This window comes from Streptomyces akebiae, from assembly GCF_019599145.1.
Taxonomy (GTDB): Bacteria; Actinomycetota; Actinomycetes; order Streptomycetales; family Streptomycetaceae; genus Streptomyces; species Streptomyces akebiae.
Window position 1 is genome coordinate 8,529,640 of the sequence record NZ_CP080647.1, and the last position, 15,591, is coordinate 8,545,230.

At 72.1% G+C, this 15,591-nt stretch carries 12 protein-coding genes; 10 read left to right on the forward strand and 2 right to left on the reverse strand.

Annotation, left to right across the window (positions count from 1 at the left end):
* The first annotated feature begins 221 nt into the window (after positions 1-221).
* Together metK and K1J60_RS37055 are read left to right on the forward strand one after the other, a co-directional pair.
* The gene (metK, locus tag K1J60_RS37050; RefSeq protein WP_220650022.1) at positions 222-1,445 is read left to right on the forward strand and encodes a methionine adenosyltransferase; all 1,224 of its coding nucleotides are present in this window, start codon (positions 222-224) and stop codon (positions 1,443-1,445) included.
* 179 nt (positions 1,446-1,624) lie between these two features.
* On the forward strand, positions 1,625-3,817 hold the full coding sequence (locus K1J60_RS37055) for a primosomal protein N' (protein ID WP_220650023.1): 2,193 nt from the start codon (positions 1,625-1,627) through the stop codon (positions 3,815-3,817).
* An 85-nt stretch (positions 3,818-3,902) separates the two neighbouring features.
* Here the strand turns inward: K1J60_RS37055 and K1J60_RS37060 are convergent, their stop codons facing one another.
* On the reverse strand, positions 3,903-4,472 hold the full coding sequence (locus K1J60_RS37060; protein ID WP_220650024.1) for a hypothetical protein: 570 nt from the start codon (positions 4,470-4,472) through the stop codon (positions 3,903-3,905).
* A gap of 316 nt (positions 4,473-4,788) precedes the next feature.
* Between K1J60_RS37060 and fmt the strand changes: the two genes are divergently transcribed.
* Both fmt and K1J60_RS37070 read left to right on the forward strand, forming a co-directional pair.
* Entirely contained in the window at positions 4,789-5,721 is a 933-nt protein-coding gene (gene fmt / locus K1J60_RS37065; RefSeq protein ID WP_220650025.1) for a methionyl-tRNA formyltransferase, read from the forward strand.
* Positions 5,722-5,842: 121 nt separating this feature from the next.
* Positions 5,843-7,270: an RsmB/NOP family class I SAM-dependent RNA methyltransferase gene (locus K1J60_RS37070; protein WP_220650026.1), complete on the forward strand. Its 1,428-nt coding sequence runs from the start codon at positions 5,843-5,845 to the stop codon at positions 7,268-7,270.
* A gap of 12 nt (positions 7,271-7,282) precedes the next feature.
* On the opposite strand, the gene K1J60_RS37075 is transcribed toward K1J60_RS37070, so the two are convergent.
* Entirely contained in the window at positions 7,283-9,436 is a 2,154-nt protein-coding gene (locus tag K1J60_RS37075) for an MMPL family transporter (RefSeq protein WP_220650027.1), read from the reverse strand.
* 137 nt (positions 9,437-9,573) lie between these two features.
* Here K1J60_RS37075 and rpe point away from each other — a divergent pair, with 137 nt between their 5' ends.
* From rpe to K1J60_RS37105, 6 genes are all read left to right on the forward strand, one after another.
* Positions 9,574-10,260 (forward strand): ribulose-phosphate 3-epimerase, encoded by a 687-nt coding sequence (gene rpe, locus K1J60_RS37080; protein WP_033532548.1) that lies wholly within the window; start codon positions 9,574-9,576, stop codon positions 10,258-10,260.
* A 137-nt stretch (positions 10,261-10,397) separates the two neighbouring features.
* Positions 10,398-11,441, forward strand: coding sequence for a sugar-binding transcriptional regulator (locus K1J60_RS37085; RefSeq protein ID WP_033532547.1), 1,044 nt, complete (start codon positions 10,398-10,400; stop codon positions 11,439-11,441).
* A gap of 19 nt (positions 11,442-11,460) precedes the next feature.
* On the forward strand, positions 11,461-11,742 hold the full coding sequence (locus K1J60_RS37090) for a barstar family protein (RefSeq protein WP_259408073.1): 282 nt from the start codon (positions 11,461-11,463) through the stop codon (positions 11,740-11,742).
* A 131-nt stretch (positions 11,743-11,873) separates the two neighbouring features.
* Positions 11,874-13,316 (forward strand): GuaB1 family IMP dehydrogenase-related protein, encoded by a 1,443-nt coding sequence (locus K1J60_RS37095; RefSeq protein WP_220650028.1) that lies wholly within the window; start codon positions 11,874-11,876, stop codon positions 13,314-13,316.
* Between the two features lie 336 nt (positions 13,317-13,652).
* The gene (locus K1J60_RS37100; RefSeq protein WP_220650029.1) at positions 13,653-15,119 is read left to right on the forward strand and encodes an amino acid permease; all 1,467 of its coding nucleotides are present in this window, start codon (positions 13,653-13,655) and stop codon (positions 15,117-15,119) included.
* A gap of 10 nt (positions 15,120-15,129) precedes the next feature.
* On the forward strand, positions 15,130-15,582 hold the full coding sequence (locus tag K1J60_RS37105) for an Lrp/AsnC family transcriptional regulator (protein WP_033532545.1): 453 nt from the start codon (positions 15,130-15,132) through the stop codon (positions 15,580-15,582).
* Positions 15,583-15,591 lie beyond the last annotated feature (9 nt).

A 15,591-nucleotide genomic window follows, 5' to 3' on the forward strand; every position in this document is an offset into this window, starting at 1 on the left:
CCTCACTCGAACCACGCACATTCGGGCGTGGCGACCCTGGCGGACAGCGACGGCCATTGGGCAGAATGCACGTGCCGCAGGTCACAGGGCTCCCGAGAGGCGAGACAGGTGGGCCGGTGGCCGAGCCCGACCGATAAACTGTTCTCGGACGACGCCGGGCGCAGCCCCCGAGCACGTCCGCCAATGATCAGCCAGCAGCCGCTGCAACCCCAGGGAGCGTTGTGTCCCGTCGTCTGTTCACCTCGGAGTCAGTGACCGAGGGTCACCCCGACAAGATCGCTGACCAGATCAGCGATGCCATTCTCGATGCGCTCCTGCGCGAGGACCCCACGTCCCGTGTCGCAGTGGAGACGCTCATCACGACCGGCCTGGTGCACGTGGCCGGCGAGGTCACGACCAAGGCGTACGCGCCGATCGCCCAGCTGGTGCGCGACACCATCCTGGACATCGGCTACGACTCGTCGAAGAAGGGCTTCGACGGCGCTTCCTGCGGTGTGTCGGTGTCGATCGGAGCGCAGTCCCCGGACATCGCGCAGGGTGTGGACACGGCGTACGAGTCGCGGGTCGAGGGTGCCGCCACAGGTGAAGAAGGCGACGAGCTGGACAAGCAGGGTGCGGGCGATCAGGGCCTGATGTTCGGCTACGCCTCGGACGAGACGCCGACGCTGATGCCGCTGCCGATCTTCCTGGCGCACCGCCTGTCGAAGCGCCTCTCCGAGGTCCGCAAGAACGGCACCATCCCCTACCTCCGTCCCGACGGCAAGACCCAGGTCACCATCGAGTACGACGGTGACAAGGCGGTCCGTCTGGACACGGTCGTCGTCTCCTCCCAGCACGCCAGCGACATCGACCTGGAGTCCCTCCTCGCCCCGGACATCCGCGAGTTCGTGGTGGAGCCCGAGCTGAAGGCCCTCCTGGACGACGGCATCAAGCTGGACACCGAGGGCTACCGCCTGCTGGTCAACCCGACCGGCCGCTTCGAGATCGGCGGCCCGATGGGCGACGCCGGCCTCACCGGCCGCAAGATCATCATCGACACGTACGGCGGTATGGCCCGCCACGGCGGCGGCGCCTTCTCCGGCAAGGACCCGTCCAAGGTCGACCGCTCCGCCGCGTACGCGATGCGCTGGGTCGCCAAGAACGTCGTCGCGGCGGGCCTCGCCTCCCGCTGCGAGGTCCAGGTGGCGTACGCGATCGGCAAGGCCGAGCCCGTCGGTCTGTTCGTCGAGACCTTCGGCACCGCCAAGGTCGACACCGACCGGATCGAGAAGGCCATCGACGAGGTCTTCGACCTCCGCCCGGCCGCCATCATCCGCGACCTCGACCTGCTGCGCCCGATCTACGGCCAGACCGCCGCGTACGGTCACTTCGGCCGCGAGCTGCCCGATTTCACCTGGGAGCGCACGGACCGCGTCGAGGAGCTGCGCAAGGCCGCGGGCCTCTGAGACTCCTGGCTCACCATCTCTCCGGCTCTCCGACGAGGCCCGGCACCCCTCGGGGGGTGCCGGGCCTCGTCGCGCTCCTCGACCCGTGACCGCAGGGCCGTCGGGTGTGCCCGGACGGTCCGCCCCTGCCATGCTCTCGGGCGGCGTCGGCTGTCAGTGGGGTTTGGGAGGATGGGGGTGTGAGCAGCGAGGATGGGACGAGGGGCGGGGGCGCGGCGGGGGACGGGGAGCCGGAGCAGCTGGCTCTTGTTCGCGAGGCTGTGCGGAAGGCCAAGGTGCCGCGGGCGAAGCCGCGGACCTGGCGGGGGGCGGCGCTGGCCAAGGAGCTGCCGGTCGCTCGGGTGCTCGTCGACAAGGGTGTGCTGCATCTCGACCGGTACTTCGACTACGCGGTGCCCGAGGAGTTGGACGCGGTCGCCCAGCCGGGGGTGCGGGTGCGGGTGCGGTTCGGTGCCGGGGGGCGGAACGTTCGTGAGGGACGGCGCGAGGGCGGCTCGCTGATCGACGGGTTCCTCGTCGAGCGGGTCGCCGAGTCGGACTACTCCGGGCCCCTGGCCGCGCTCGCGCAGGTCGTCTCCCCGGAACCGGTGCTGGGGCCCGAGCTGTTGGGGCTGGCGCGGGCCGTGGCGGACCGGTACGCGGGGAGCCTCGCCGATGTGCTGCAGTTGGCGGTTCCGCCCCGGCACGGCCGGGCGGAGGCGGCCCAGACGGGTGAGCCCGCGCCCCCGCCCGTCGCGCCCGAGCCGCGGTCGTGGCTGCGGTACGGGCGCGGGGAGGAGTTTCTGCGGGCGCTGGCCGCCGGGGGCACGCCTCGGGCCGTGTGGACCGCGTTGCCGGGGCCGGAGTGGGCCGAGGAGATCGCACGGGCCGTGCAGGCGACGCTGGCGTCGGGGCGCGGGGCGATCGTCGTCGTACCGGCCGGGCGGCCCGCCGCGCGGGTCGACGAGGCGCTCGGGCAGCTGCTGGGGGAGGGGCGGCATGCGCTGCTGACCGCCGACGCGGGGCAGGAGAAGCGGTACCGGGAGTGGCTGGCCGTGCGGCGGGGGGCCGTACGGGCCGTGGTGGGGACCCGGGCGGCCATGTTCGCGCCGGTCCGGGATCTCGGGTTGGTCGTCGTCTGGGACGACGGCGACGCGAGTCACAGTGACGACAACGCCCCCTTTCCCCATGTGCGTGAGGTGCTGGAGCTACGGGCCTCCCGGGACAAGTGCGGCTTCCTGCTGGGGGGTTGGACCTGCACGGTCGAGGCCGCCCAGCTCGTCGAGAGTGGCTGGGCCGCGCCGATCGTGGCCGGCCGGGAACAGGTACGGGCCGCCGCGCCGCTGGTGCGGACGGTGGGGGACGCGGACCTCGCGCGGGACGAGGCGGCGCGGGCGGCGCGGCTGCCGAGTCTCGCCTGGCAGGTCGCGCGAGACGGGTTGCGGGACGGGCCCGTGCTCGTGCAGGTGCCCCGGCGCGGGTACGTGCCGCGGATGGCCTGCGCGCGGTGCCGTGAACCCGCGCGGTGCCGGCACTGTGCGGGACCGCTGGAGGCGCGCGACGGCACCGGAGCGCTGCGGTGCGGATGGTGCGGGCGTGAGGAGGGCGGCTGGCACTGCCCCGAGTGCGGGGGCCACCGGCTGCGGGCACAGGTCGTGGGGGCGCGGCGGACCGCCGAGGAACTGGGGAGGGCCTTTCCCGCCGTGCCCGTGCGGACCTCCGGCCGGGAGCAGGTGCTCGACACCGTGCCGGGCACGCCCGCGCTGGTCGTGAGTACGCCCGGGGCCGAACCGGTCGCGGAGGGCGGGTACGCGGCGGCCCTGTTGCTCGACGGCTGGGCCATGCTCGGGCGGCCCGACCTGCGGGCCGGGGAGGACGCGCTGCGGCGGTGGATCGGCGCCGCGGCGCTGGTGCGCAGCCAGGGGGCCGGCGGCACGGTCGTCGTGGTCGCCGAGCCGACCCTACGGCCCGTGCAGGCGCTCGTGCGGTGGGATCCCGTGGGGCACGCGGTGCGGGAACTCGCCGAACGGGCCGAGTTGGGCTTTCCCCCGGTGTCGCGGATGGCCGCCGTGTCGGGGCCGGCCGAGGCCGTGGTCGATTTCCTGGCCGCGGTCGAACTGCCGCCGGACGCCGAGGTGTTGGGGCCCGTGCCCGTGGCCGGGCCGACGGTCCCCGGTTCTGGTGCCGGTCCTGCGGCGGGTGGGGGAAGAACTCGGCGGCCCGCGGCGCCGGTGACGGCGGAGCAGTGGGAGCGTGCGCTGATCCGGGTGCCGCCGGGCAGTGGGGCGGCGCTGGCCGGTGCGCTGAAGAGGGCGCAGGCGGCGCGGATGGCACGCGGGGTGCCTGAAGGGGCTCGCGTGCGGATCCGGATGGATCCTTCGGACATCGGGTGAGCGATGCGGGCCGGGCAGCTCGCAGCACTCGCAGCAGAGGTCTGCCTCCCGGTCGGGGACCGGGAGGCAGACGTGTTCGGGCGGTTCAGCCGTTGCGCGGGCCGGGGAAGGCCGTGGGTCTCACGTCGTCGCGGAGGGTGGGGCTGCCCGACGTCGGCTGGGTCGGCATGTGCGCGGGCACCGGGGCGGGCAGGGGGGCGGGCATGGAGCGGGCCGCCGGGACCGTGGGAATGCCGGAGCCGACATTGACGGTGCGGGTGCCCTGGGAATCCCCCGTGCGTTCCGCTTCCGCAGCGGCCTGGGCGGCGGCGCGGCGGGCGCCGTAACGGCGGTGTACGGCCTGCTTGGTGACACCGAGGGCCGAGCCCACCGCGTCCCATGAGAAACCGAGTGAGCGGTCGAAGTCCACGGCCGCCGTGACCAGGGTCTCGACACTGTCCCGCAGCTCCTGGGCGAGGCGGACGGTCGGGGCGGGGGCGCGTCCGTAGACGACGAAGCCCGTGGAGGGGCCGGAGCGGCGCGGGCGGTAGACGTTGCCCAACTGGGCGGTGAGGGTGCGCAGTGCGTCCACCTGCCGGCGGACCCGCTCGATGTCCCGCACCAGCAAGTGCAGGCTGGCCCGAGCCTGGGCGTCGTGGGTTGCGTGGTCGGCCATGAACAAGCCTCTCGAACCGGCGTTGAAAAAAGGGAGGTGCCGCGATTGCGGCGCGTATCGGTCAACTCTTTCTTGACCAACGCGAATTCGCTCCGCTGGTAACGGGGTGGGGGCGCGGGAGCATATGCGTGGGGCGCGTGGGTCGGGGTGCGCCCCTGCTACCGCTGGGCGGTGGGGCTGTTTCGTCGTTGGCGGCCGTGGGGCGCCGTGGGGCGGGCGGGGCGCTCGTGTGGAGTGCGGACCATAGACTGGGGCGTTGTCCCTCGTTGTCGCGTGGGGGCGTACGAACTTCCGTCCGAGAGGCCGTCAGACATCCATGAAGCTTGTCTTCGCCGGTACCCCAGAGGTCGCTGTTCCCGCGTTGGACGCGTTGATCGCGTCGGGGAGGCATGAGGTGGCCGCGGTCGTGACGCGGCCGGACGCGCCGGCGGGGCGGGGGCGGCACCTGGTCGCGAGCCCGGTGGCGCAGCGGGCGGAGGAGGCCGGCATCGAGGTGCTGAAGCCCCACCGGCCCCGGGACGAGGCGTTTCTCGAGCGGCTCCGGGAGATCGCGCCCGACTGCTGTCCCGTCGTCGCCTACGGGGCCCTGCTGCCCCGGGTCGCCCTCGACGTGCCCGTCCACGGCTGGGTCAACCTGCACTTCTCCCTGCTGCCCGCCTGGCGGGGCGCCGCTCCGGTGCAGCACTCGATCATGGCCGGGGACGAGATCACGGGAGCGTCCACCTTCCTCATCGAGGAGGGGCTCGACTCCGGGCCGGTGTACGGGACGGTCACCGAGGAGATCCGGCCGACCGACACCAGCGGGGATCTGCTGACCCGGCTCGCCTTCGCCGGCTCCGGGCTGCTCGCCGCCACGATGGACGGGATCGAGGACGGGACCCTGAAGGCCGTGCCCCAGCCCGTCGACGGGATCACGCTCGCGCCGAAGATCACCGTGGAGGACGCCCGGATCGACTGGGCCACGCCCGCGCTGCGCGTCGACCGGGTCGTGCGCGGCTGCACGCCCGCGCCGGGCGCGTGGACGACGTTCCGTGGGGAGCGGCTGAAGCTCGTCCAGGTCGTGCCGGTGCCCGAGCGGACCGAACTGGCGCCGCGCGCGCTCGAAGCCGGCAAGAACCACGTGTACGTCGGGACCGGGTCGTACGCCGTGGAACTGCTCTGGGTCCAGGCACAGGGCAAGAAGCCGATGCGGGCCGCCGACTGGGCGCGCGGGGTGCGGATCGAGTCCGGCGAGTCGGTCGGAGACTGAACCATCCCGTTCCGATCCCCTCGCCACCTGCCCGTAGGTCCACACGGCCGACGCAGGGTGGTCCGCGCCCGCGGCGTACCCTGGCCGTGGTATCTCATCCCGTATCCGGAGCACCTTTTTCGTGAGTGAGCAGTCCCGTCCGCGTAAGCCGGGCAAACCGTACCGCCGTCCCCAGAAGGACCCCGTCCGTATGCTCGCCTTCGAGGCGCTCCGGGCCGTGGACGAACGGGACGCGTACGCGAACCTCGTTCTGCCGCCGCTGCTGCGCCGGGCGCGGGAGAAGGAGGGGCCCGACAAGTTCGACGGGCGGGACGCGGCGCTGGCGACCGAGCTGGTGTACGGGACGCTGCGGCGGCAGGGGACGTACGACGCGGTCATCGCGGAGTGCGTGGACCGGCCGTTGCGCGAGGTCGACCCGCCGGTGCTCGATGTGCTGAGCCTCGGTGTGCACCAGTTGCTGGGCACGCGGATCCCGACGCACGCCGCCGTGTCCGCCTCCGTCGACCTCGCGCGCGTCGTGCTCGGCGACGGGCGGGCCAAGTTCGTGAACGCCGTGCTGCGCAAGGTCGCGCGGCACGACCTCGACGGCTGGCTGGAGCGGGTCGCGCCGCCCTACGAGGACGACCCGGAGGACCATCTCGCGGTCGTGCACTCGCATCCCCGCTGGGTCGTCTCCGCACTGTGGGACTCCCTCGGTGGCGGGCGCGCCGGGATCGAGGATCTGTTGGAGGCCGACAACGAGCGGCCCGAGGTCACCCTGGTCGCCCGGCCCGGACGATCCACCGCCGAGGAACTCCTTCGGGAGGAGGCCGCGGTGGCGGGGCGCTGGTCGCCGTACGCCGTGCGGCTCTCCGAGGGCGGGGAGCCGGGTGCCGTGGACGCCGTACGGGAAGGACGCGCGGGGGTGCAGGACGAGGGCAGCCAGCTGGTGGCCCTCGCCCTCGCCCACGCCCTGCTGGAGGGTCCCGACAAGGCGTGGCTCGACGGGTGCGCCGGGCCCGGCGGCAAGGCCGCCCTGCTCGCCGCCCTCGCCGCCGAGCGCGGGGCCGTGCTGCTCGCCTCCGAGAAGCAGCCGCACCGGGCCGGGCTCGTCGCCAAGGCGCTCGACGGCAATCCGGGGCCCTACCAGGTCATCACTGCCGACGGGACCCGCCCGCCCTGGCGGCCGGGGACGTTCGACCGGGTGCTGATGGACGTGCCCTGTACGGGGCTGGGTGCCCTGCGGCGGCGCCCCGAGGCCCGCTGGCGGCGGCGGCCCGAGGACCTGGACGGGTTCGGCCCGCTCCAGCGGGCCCTGCTGCGGACCGCGCTGGAGTCCGTGCGGGTCGGGGGAGTCGTCGGCTACGCCACCTGCTCGCCCCATCTCGCCGAGACCCGCGCGGTCGTCGACGACGTGCTGAAGCAGTACGGCGGCGCGGCCGAGCTGATCGACGCGCGGCCCCTGCTGGAGGGCGTACCGGCGCTGGGCGAGGGGCCCGACGTCCAGCTGTGGCCGCATCTGCACGGGACGGACGCCATGTATCTGGCCCTCATCCGCCGGGTCGCCTGACGCTCCACCCCGTCAGCCGTCCGGCCCCGCGGCGCGGCCCGCCGGTTGCCTCGGTGGCGGCGGCGGTGTGCCGCCGTCCTCCCGGGCCAGTCGGTGGGGCCACCACACCTTCGGGCCGATGTCCAGGAACAGGGCCGTGACCAGCACGGAGCGGACGACGAAGGTGTCCAGGAGCACGCCCAGGGCGACCGCGAAGCCGATCTCGGCGAAGGCGACCATGGGGAGCGTGGCGAGGGCGGCGAAGGTGCCGGCGAGGACCAGGCCGGCTGAGGTGATCACCGCGCCGGTCGTCGCGAGACCCGTCACCACGGCCTTACGGGTGCCCTGGTGGGTGGCCTCCTCGCGGATGCGGGTGGTCAGGAAGATGTTGTAGTCGATGCCCAGGGCGACCAGGAACACGAAGACGAACAGCGGGAAGTCGGTCGACTCGCCCGCGTAGTCGAAGAGGTGTCTGAACGCGAGCGCGCTGATGCCCAGCGCGGCGGCGAAGGACAGGATCACCGTCCCGATCAGCAGGAGCGGGGCGATCAGGGCGCGGAGCAGGGCACAGAGGATCAGCAGGACCACGAGCAGCACCAGCGGGATGATCAGGATGTTGTCATGGGTGGTCGCCTCGTCCATGTCCAGCAGGGCCGCCGTACCGCCGCCCACCTGGGCGTCGGCGTCCGGCACCGCGTGCACGGCGTCCCGGACCCGCTCCACGGTCTGCTTCGCCGCCTCGCTGTCGGCCGGGTCGGACATGGTCGCCTCGAAGAGGACCCGGCCCTCGTGGGCGGGTTTCGTGCCGGGCGGCAGGCCGAGCGAGTCCGGCACGACCCCTTCCGTGTCGGCGACGACCCGACCCACCTCCCGGGCCTGCTCCTGGTTGCTGATGATCACGAGGGGATCACCGCTGCCCGCCGGGAAGTAGCGTGCGGAGACCTCCTGGCCGACGATCGAGTCCGGTTTGCCGGTGAAGGCGTCGGCGTTGCTGATGCCCTCCGCGCGCAGTTGGATCAGGCCGAGCGAGCACAGCGCGAGGGCGGCCGCCGTCGCCACCCAGACCGTGCGGGGGCGGCGGGAGAAACGGTTGCCCATCCGGGCCCACACACCACGCTCGGTCGGGTCGGCGCTGCCGAGGTGCGGGATCACCGGCCAGAAGATCCAGCGGCCGAAGATCACCAGCAGGGCGGGGAACAGCGTCATCATCGCGACCAGCGCGATCGCGACACCGATGGCCGCCACCGGGCCCAGGCCGCTCGTGGAGTTCATCTCGGCGGCCAGCAGCACCAGCATGCTCAGCACGACCGTCGCGCCGGACGCCAGCACGGCCGGGCCCGCCCGGTGCAGGGCGAGGGCCATCGCCTCATGGCGGTCCTCGTGACGGCGCAGCTCCTCGCGGTAGCGGGCCACGAGCAGCAGGGCGTAGTCGGTGCCCGCGCCGAACACGAGGACGGTGAGGATGCCCGCGCTCTGGCCGTTCACGGTCAAGCCGCCGTGTTCGGCGAGCAGATAGATCAGGGCCTGGGCCGTGAACAGGGCGGCGATGACCGCGAGGAGCGGCACCAGGATGAGGGTCGGACTGCGGTAGGTGAGCAGGAGCATCACGATCACGACGGCCATCGCCGACAGCAGCAGCGTGGAGTCGATGCCCTCGAACGCCTCGGAGAAGTCGGCTGACGTACCGCCCGGACCCGTGATGTGCACGGCGAGCCCGTCGCCGCCCTCACCCACGTCATCCCGGATCGAGTCCACTGCGGGTGCGATCCGCTCCCAGCCCTTCTCGTCCATCGTGATCGGCACGTAGACCTGGGCGGCCCTCGGGTCGACGGCGCGGTCGTAGACGGGGCCACGGGTCTGCTCACCGATGATCTTGTGGTCGGTCAGCTGTTTGAGCTCCCGTACGTCCGCCTCGATCGTCGCCCGGTCCTCGGCGGTCAGACCGCTCTCCCGGGCGTAGACGACCACGGCCGGGATCTGCTCGGGCCGGAAGCCCTCGGAGATCTCCAGGACCTGGGTGGATTCCGCCGAGCCCGGCAGCCACGAGGCGGCGTCGTTGTCCTGTGCGTCGGTGAGCTTCGTGGCGAACGGCGCCACCACGAACAGCACCACCAGCCACAGACCCAGCACGACCCACTTGGCGCGCCGCCCGCAGACGAGATGCCCGATGCCCCGCTTGCCTGTCATGCCCACCTCCAGAGCCGCATCCCGAGAGGGGCGCGGGGAACTGTGCGAGCGACCACCGAGGGTCCGCGGCCGAGATACCACCGTTCCCACGCGGTACCGATGCCCGCAACCCCTGGAGGGCATGGCAGTCTTGGCCCATGGCCGCGCAGATCAACCCCAGCATCCTGTCCGCCGACTTCGCCCGTCTCGCCGACGAGGCGAAGGCGGTCGAGGGAGCCGACTGGCTCCATGTAGACGTGATGGACAACCATTTCGTCCCGAACCTCACGCTCGGTGTGCCGGTCGTAGAGTCCCTGGCCCGTGCGACGGAGACGCCGCTGGACTGCCATCTGATGATCGAGGCCCCCGATCGGTGGGCGCCTCAGTACGTGGAAGCGGGTGCCGGGTCCGTCACCTTCCATGCGGAGGCGGCTGCCGCACCGGTGCGGCTCGCCCGTGAGATCCGGGCCAAGGGTGCCAGGGCCTCCATGGCGCTCAGGCCCGCGACGCCGATCGAGCCGTTCGAGGACCTGCTGCCCGAGCTCGACATGGTGCTGATCATGACGGTCGAACCGGGCTTCGGGGGCCAGGCCTTTCTCGACATCATGCTCCCGAAGATCCGCCGGACCCGCGAGTTGATCAGCAAGCACGGCCTCGACCTGTGGCTCCAGGTCGACGGCGGCGTCGCCGAGTCCACCATCGAGCGCTGCGCCGAGGCGGGCGCGGACGTCTTCGTCGCCGGTTCCGCGGTGTACGGGGCGGAGGATCCGGCCGAGGCGGTGCGGGCGCTGCGGGCGCGGGCGGAGGCCGTGACGGCGACCGCCGGCTGGGCCTGCGGCCACTGAATCACGGCGGTACGGCCGTGCGAACGCCGAGGCGGGCGGGGCACGTCGTGCGTCCAGAGGGCCAAGGAAACGTGAACGGCTTTCCTTCGGGCTGATCGAAAACGCCGGATCTGCAAGGATGAACGGCGTATCCATGTGTGAAGAGCAGTGAGGAGATGGCCGTGTCGGGTATGTCGGCGGGCCGATCAGCTATGCGGATGGGACCCGCTGAGCTGGTACAGGCGGCGGCCATGGCTCGCCGCTTCTACCTCGAGGGCAAGTCCAAGATCCAGATCGCCGAGGAGTTCGGCGTGAGCCGCTTCAAGGTGGCCCGGGTCCTGGAGACCGCCCTCGAGCGGGATCTCGTACGTATCGAGATCCGCGTCCCCGCGGAACTGGACGCGGAGCGCTCCGACGCGTTGCGCGCCCGGTACGGCCTGCGGCACGCCGTGGTCGTGGAGTCCCCGGCCGACGCCGAGGAGTCGCCCGATCCGGAGAATCTCGGCGAGGTCGCCGCGGACCTGCTCGGCGAACTGGTCAACGAGGGCGATGTGCTCGGCCTCGCCTGGGGCCGCTCCACCATCCACATGGCGGCCGCTCTCGACCGGCTGCCGCCCTGCACGGTGGTGCAGCTGACCGGGGTGTACGACGCCGGGACCGCGGAGCGCGGCTCGGTCGAGGCGGTACGGCGGGCCGCGCAGGTGTCGGGCGGCGACGCCCACCCCATCTACGCGCCGATGCTGCTGCCGGACGCGGCCACGGCTGCCGCGCTGCGCCACCAGACCGGGATCGCGCGGGCCTTCGAGTACTTCGACAAGGTCACCGTCGCCTGTGTCTCCATCGGCTCCTGGGAGGCCGGCATCTCCACGGTGCACGACATGCTCAGCGACGAGGAGCGGGGCCACTACGCCTCCCTCGGGGTCGCCGCCGAGATGTCGGCGCACCTCTTCGACGCCGACGGCCGCCGGGTCGGGCGCGACCTCGGCGAGCGGTGCATCACGGTCAAGGCCGACCAGCTCCGCCGGATCCCCGAGGTCGTCGCGATCGCGGGCGGGCAGCGCAAGGCGGCCGCGATCGACGCAGTCCTGCGCTCCGGGCTGGTGACCAGCCTCGTCACGGACACCTCGGCGGCGGACTACCTGCTGACGGCCGGGCAGACGCCGCGTCCGGCACTCAACCGGGCGGACCCTGACGGACCGTAGCGCTCCGCGGGTGACGGGGGTGCGTGGTCAAGCGGAGCGGGGGCGGGGGAGTGCCGCGGGTTCGGCATGGCTGGTCGCGGCATCCGTGGGCGCCGGCGGCCGGGCGCACATCCGGCCGGAGCTCGGCGGTGTCACCGACAAGCCCGCCTTCGTGGGTCGCTGTGCCCGCGCCTTCGATCTGCCCGAGTACTTCGGCCGGAACGGGGACGCCCTCGCCGCGGAGGTGTTCGCAGACGCCGACGACCGGCACGGCACCGGCGCCGAGCTGCGGATCGTGCTCGCTCTCGGAGGATCCTCCTAGGCCGCCCACCGCCCCTCTGGACGATCCGTCGGGGCCGGTCGTACCCGCCGACATGGGACAATGAAGTACGTGCTCTTCCCCCTGGCGGTCCTGTCAGGGGGTCACCTCTGATCGACTGGGATGTGCGGCACGTGCGTTTCCTCAATGACATCCAGCCCGCGTACGACCTGACGTACGACGACGTCTTCATGGTCCCGAGCCGTAGCGCCGTCGGATCGCGGCAGGGAGTGGACCTGGCCTCCCCGGACGGCACGGGCACCACCATCCCGCTCGTCGTCGCCAACATGACCGCCATCGCGGGCCGCCGGATGGCCGAGACGGTCGCCCGCCGCGGCGGCCTGGTGGTCATCCCGCAGGACATCCCGATCGAGGTCGTCACCGACGTCATCTCCTGGGTGAAGAGCCGCCACCTCGTCCTCGACACCCCGATCGTGCTGAACCCCCACCAGACGGTCGCCGACGCGCTGGCCCTGCTGCCGAAGCGCGCGCACAACGCCGGCGTCGTCGTCGACGAGGCGCTCCGGCCCGTCGGCGTCGTCACCGACGCGGATCTCACCGGCGTCGACCGCTTCACCCAGCTCGAAGTCGTCATGTCCCGGGACCTGTTGCTCCTCGACGCCGACATCGACCCCCGTGAGGCCTTCAACCGGCTCGACACGGCCAACCGCCGGTACGCGCCCGCCGTCGACAAGGACGGCCGTCTCGCGGGCATCCTGACCCGCAAGGGCGCGCTCCGCGCCACGCTGTACAGCCCCGCCGTCGACGCCGACGGCAAGCTGCGCGTGGCCGCCGCCGTCGGCATCAACGGTGACTTCGTGGGCAAGGCCCAGCAGTTGCTCGACGCGGGCGTCGACACGCTCGTCATCGACACCGCGCACGGCCACCAGGAGTCGATGATCAACGCGATCAAGCTGGTGCGCGACCTCGACCCCCGGGTACCGATCGTGGCCGGCAACATCGTCGCCGCCGAGGGCGTACGGGACCTGATCGAGGCCGGTGCGGACATCGTCAAGGTCGGTGTCGGGCCCGGCGCGATGTGCACGACCCGCATGATGACCGGGGTCGGACGGCCGCAGTTCTCCGCCGTCCTGGAGTGCGCGGCCGAGGCGAAGAAGTACGGGAAGCACGTGTGGGCCGACGGGGGTGTGCGCCACCCCCGCGATGTCGCCATGGCGCTGGCAGCGGGCGCGTCCAACGTCATGGTCGGGTCGTGGTTCGCGGGGACGTACGAGTCACCGGGCGACCTGCAGCAGGACGCCGGCGGCCGGCTGTACAAGGAGTCGTTCGGAATGGCGTCCGCGCGGGCGGTCCGTAACCGCACGAGCGAGGAGTCGGCCTACGACCGGGCGCGCAAGGCGCTGTTCGAGGAGGGCATCTCGACGTCGCGGATGTTCCTGGATCCGGCGCGGCCCGGCGTCGAGGACCTGATCGACTCGGTGATCGCGGGAGTGCGGTCTTCTTGCACGTACGCGGGGGCCGGGTCGTTGGAGGAGTTCGCTGAGCGGGCGGTCGTCGGGGTCCAGAGTGCGGCGGGGTACGCGGAGGGCAAGCCGTTGCACGCGAGTTGGAGTTAGGAGCGCCTGAGAGCTCGGGGGGACCTGTGAGTTGGCGGGTGCGGGTTCGTCGTGGCTTGTCGCGCAGTTCCCCGCGCCCCTGGGTTCGCTGCGGTCCCCTTGCTTCGAAGGCGGACAAGAGTCTGAACCGGCCGTGCAACGAACCTTCGCGCACCCGCGAGTAACGCAACGATCTTGCGTCGGCGCGCAAGGTTGCCGCATTACGCTCGTGAAGCTCTGGCTCATAGGGTCAGGCGCTGTACGTGGCGTGGCGGGGACCTCCTGCTCGGTGGCCCCCTGCTGTTCGGTGCTGTCGGTCCTCACCCGCCCTGACCGGCAGCGATGAAGGAGCCACGCGTGCTCGACCAAGGCGCACCCCCGCAGCGAGAGAATCGACCCGCCCTGCCGTCCGGAGGCGTCGGGGCGCGGCTGATGCGCCGCAAACCCGTGGAACGCCTGGTCGCGGAGGGTGGCCAGGGCGAGGGAGGGTCGCTGCGGCGCTCCCTCGGGCTGTGGCAGCTGACGATGATCAGCATCGGCGCCACGCTCGGCACCGGCATCTTCGTCGTCCTCGGCGAGGCCGTCCCCAAGGCCGGTCCCGCTGTCACCCTCTCCTTCGTGATCGCCGGTCTCACCGCGCTGTTCTCCGCGCTGTCGTACGCGGAGCTGGCCGGCACCATCCCGGTCTCCGGGTCCTCGTACTCGTACGCGTACGCAACGATGGGCGAGCTGGTCGCGTGGGTCTGCGGCTGGTGTCTGGTGCTGGAGTACGGGGTGTCGGTGTCGGCGGTCGCCGTCGGCTGGGGCGAGTACCTCAACGAGCTGCTGGACGGAACCCTCGGCGTGACCATTCCGGCCGCGCTGTCCGCGCCGCCCGGCGACGGGGGCGTCTTCAACCTGCCCGCGCTGATCGTCGTCCTGCTGGCGATGGCCTTCCTGCTGGGCGGCGCCCGCGAGTCGGCCCGAGCCAACACGATCATGGTCGTGGTGAAGGTCGCCGCCCTGCTGCTCTTCTGCCTCATCGGCCTCCAGGGTTTCCGGTCCGGCAACTACGAGAACTTCATGCCGCTCGGCATGGCGGGTGTCAGCGCGGCCGGGGCCACCCTCTTCTTCTCGTACATCGGGTTCGACGCGGCCTCGACCGCCGGTGAGGAGGCGAAGGACGCGCAGCGCGACCTGCCGCGCGCGATCATGCTGTCGCTGGTCATCGTCACCGCGCTGTACGTGCTGGTCGCCGCCGTCGCGATCGGGGCGCGGCCGTGGGAGCGGTTCGGCGAGTCCGAGGCCGCGCTCGCCGGGATCATGAAGGACGTCACCGGGGACGCGTTCTGGGGCACGCTGCTGGCGGCCGGGGCCGTCATCGCCATCGCGAGTGTGGTGCTCACCGTGCTGTACGGGCAGACCCGCATCCTGTTCGCCATGTCCCGCGACGGGCTCGTGCCCAAGGTGTTCTCGCGGGTCCACCCGAGGACCGGCACGCCGCGCGTCAACACCGTGATCGTCTCGCTGTTCTGCGGTGTCCTCGCCGCCGCGATCCCGCTTGGGCAACTCGCCGACGCCACGAGCATCGGTACCTTGTTCGCGTTCGCGCTGGTCAACGTGGCGGTCGTGGTGCTGCGGCGGACGCGGCCCGACATGCCGAGGACCTTCCGGGTGCCGCTGTCGCCGGTGCTGCCCGCCCTGGGACTGGCGTTCTGCGTCTGGATGATGGGCAGCCTCGACACCGTGACCTGGGTCGTCTTCGGGGTCTGGATGGCCGCCGGGCTCGTGTTCTACTTCAGTTACGGCTACCGCCGTTCCCGTCTCGCGACTCCAGAGAAGTGATCCACCCGCAGTGCTGAACGATCTCGACGAACGCATCGTGCACGCCCTCGCCGAGGACGCCCGCCGCTCCTACTCCGACATCGGCCAACTCGTGGGGCTCTCCGCGCCCGCGGTCAAGCGGCGGGTGGACCGGCTGCGGGCGACCGGGGCGATCACCGGCTTCACCGTCCGGGTGGACCCGGCCGCGCTCGGGTGGGAGACCGAGGGGTTCGTCGAGATCTACTGCCGGCGCAACACCTCGCCGGAGACGATCCAACGGGGGCTGGAGCGGTACCAGGAGGTCGTGGCCGCGTCCACCGTCACCGGCGAGGCCGATGCCCTGGTGCAGGTCTTCGCCTCGGACATGCGGCACTTCGAGCGGGTGTTGGAGCGGATCGCCGGGGAGCCGTTCGTGGAGCGGACGAAGTCCGTGCTCGTCCTTTCTCCTTTGCTGCGGCGGTTCTCTTCCGGGTCGCCCGCCTGAGAGTGCGGC

Coding starts and splice junctions, on each gene's coding strand:
- K1J60_RS37075 (WP_220650027.1), bottom strand. CDS start 9,436: ATGACAGGCAAGCGGGGCATCGGGCATCTCGTCTGCGGGCGGCGCGCC.
- rpe (WP_033532548.1), top strand. CDS start 9,574: ATGGCCGCGCAGATCAACCCCAGCATCCTGTCCGCCGACTTCGCCCGT.
- fmt (WP_220650025.1), top strand. CDS start 4,789: ATGAAGCTTGTCTTCGCCGGTACCCCAGAGGTCGCTGTTCCCGCGTTG.
- K1J60_RS37060 (WP_220650024.1), bottom strand. CDS start 4,472: ATGGCCGACCACGCAACCCACGACGCCCAGGCTCGGGCCAGCCTGCAC.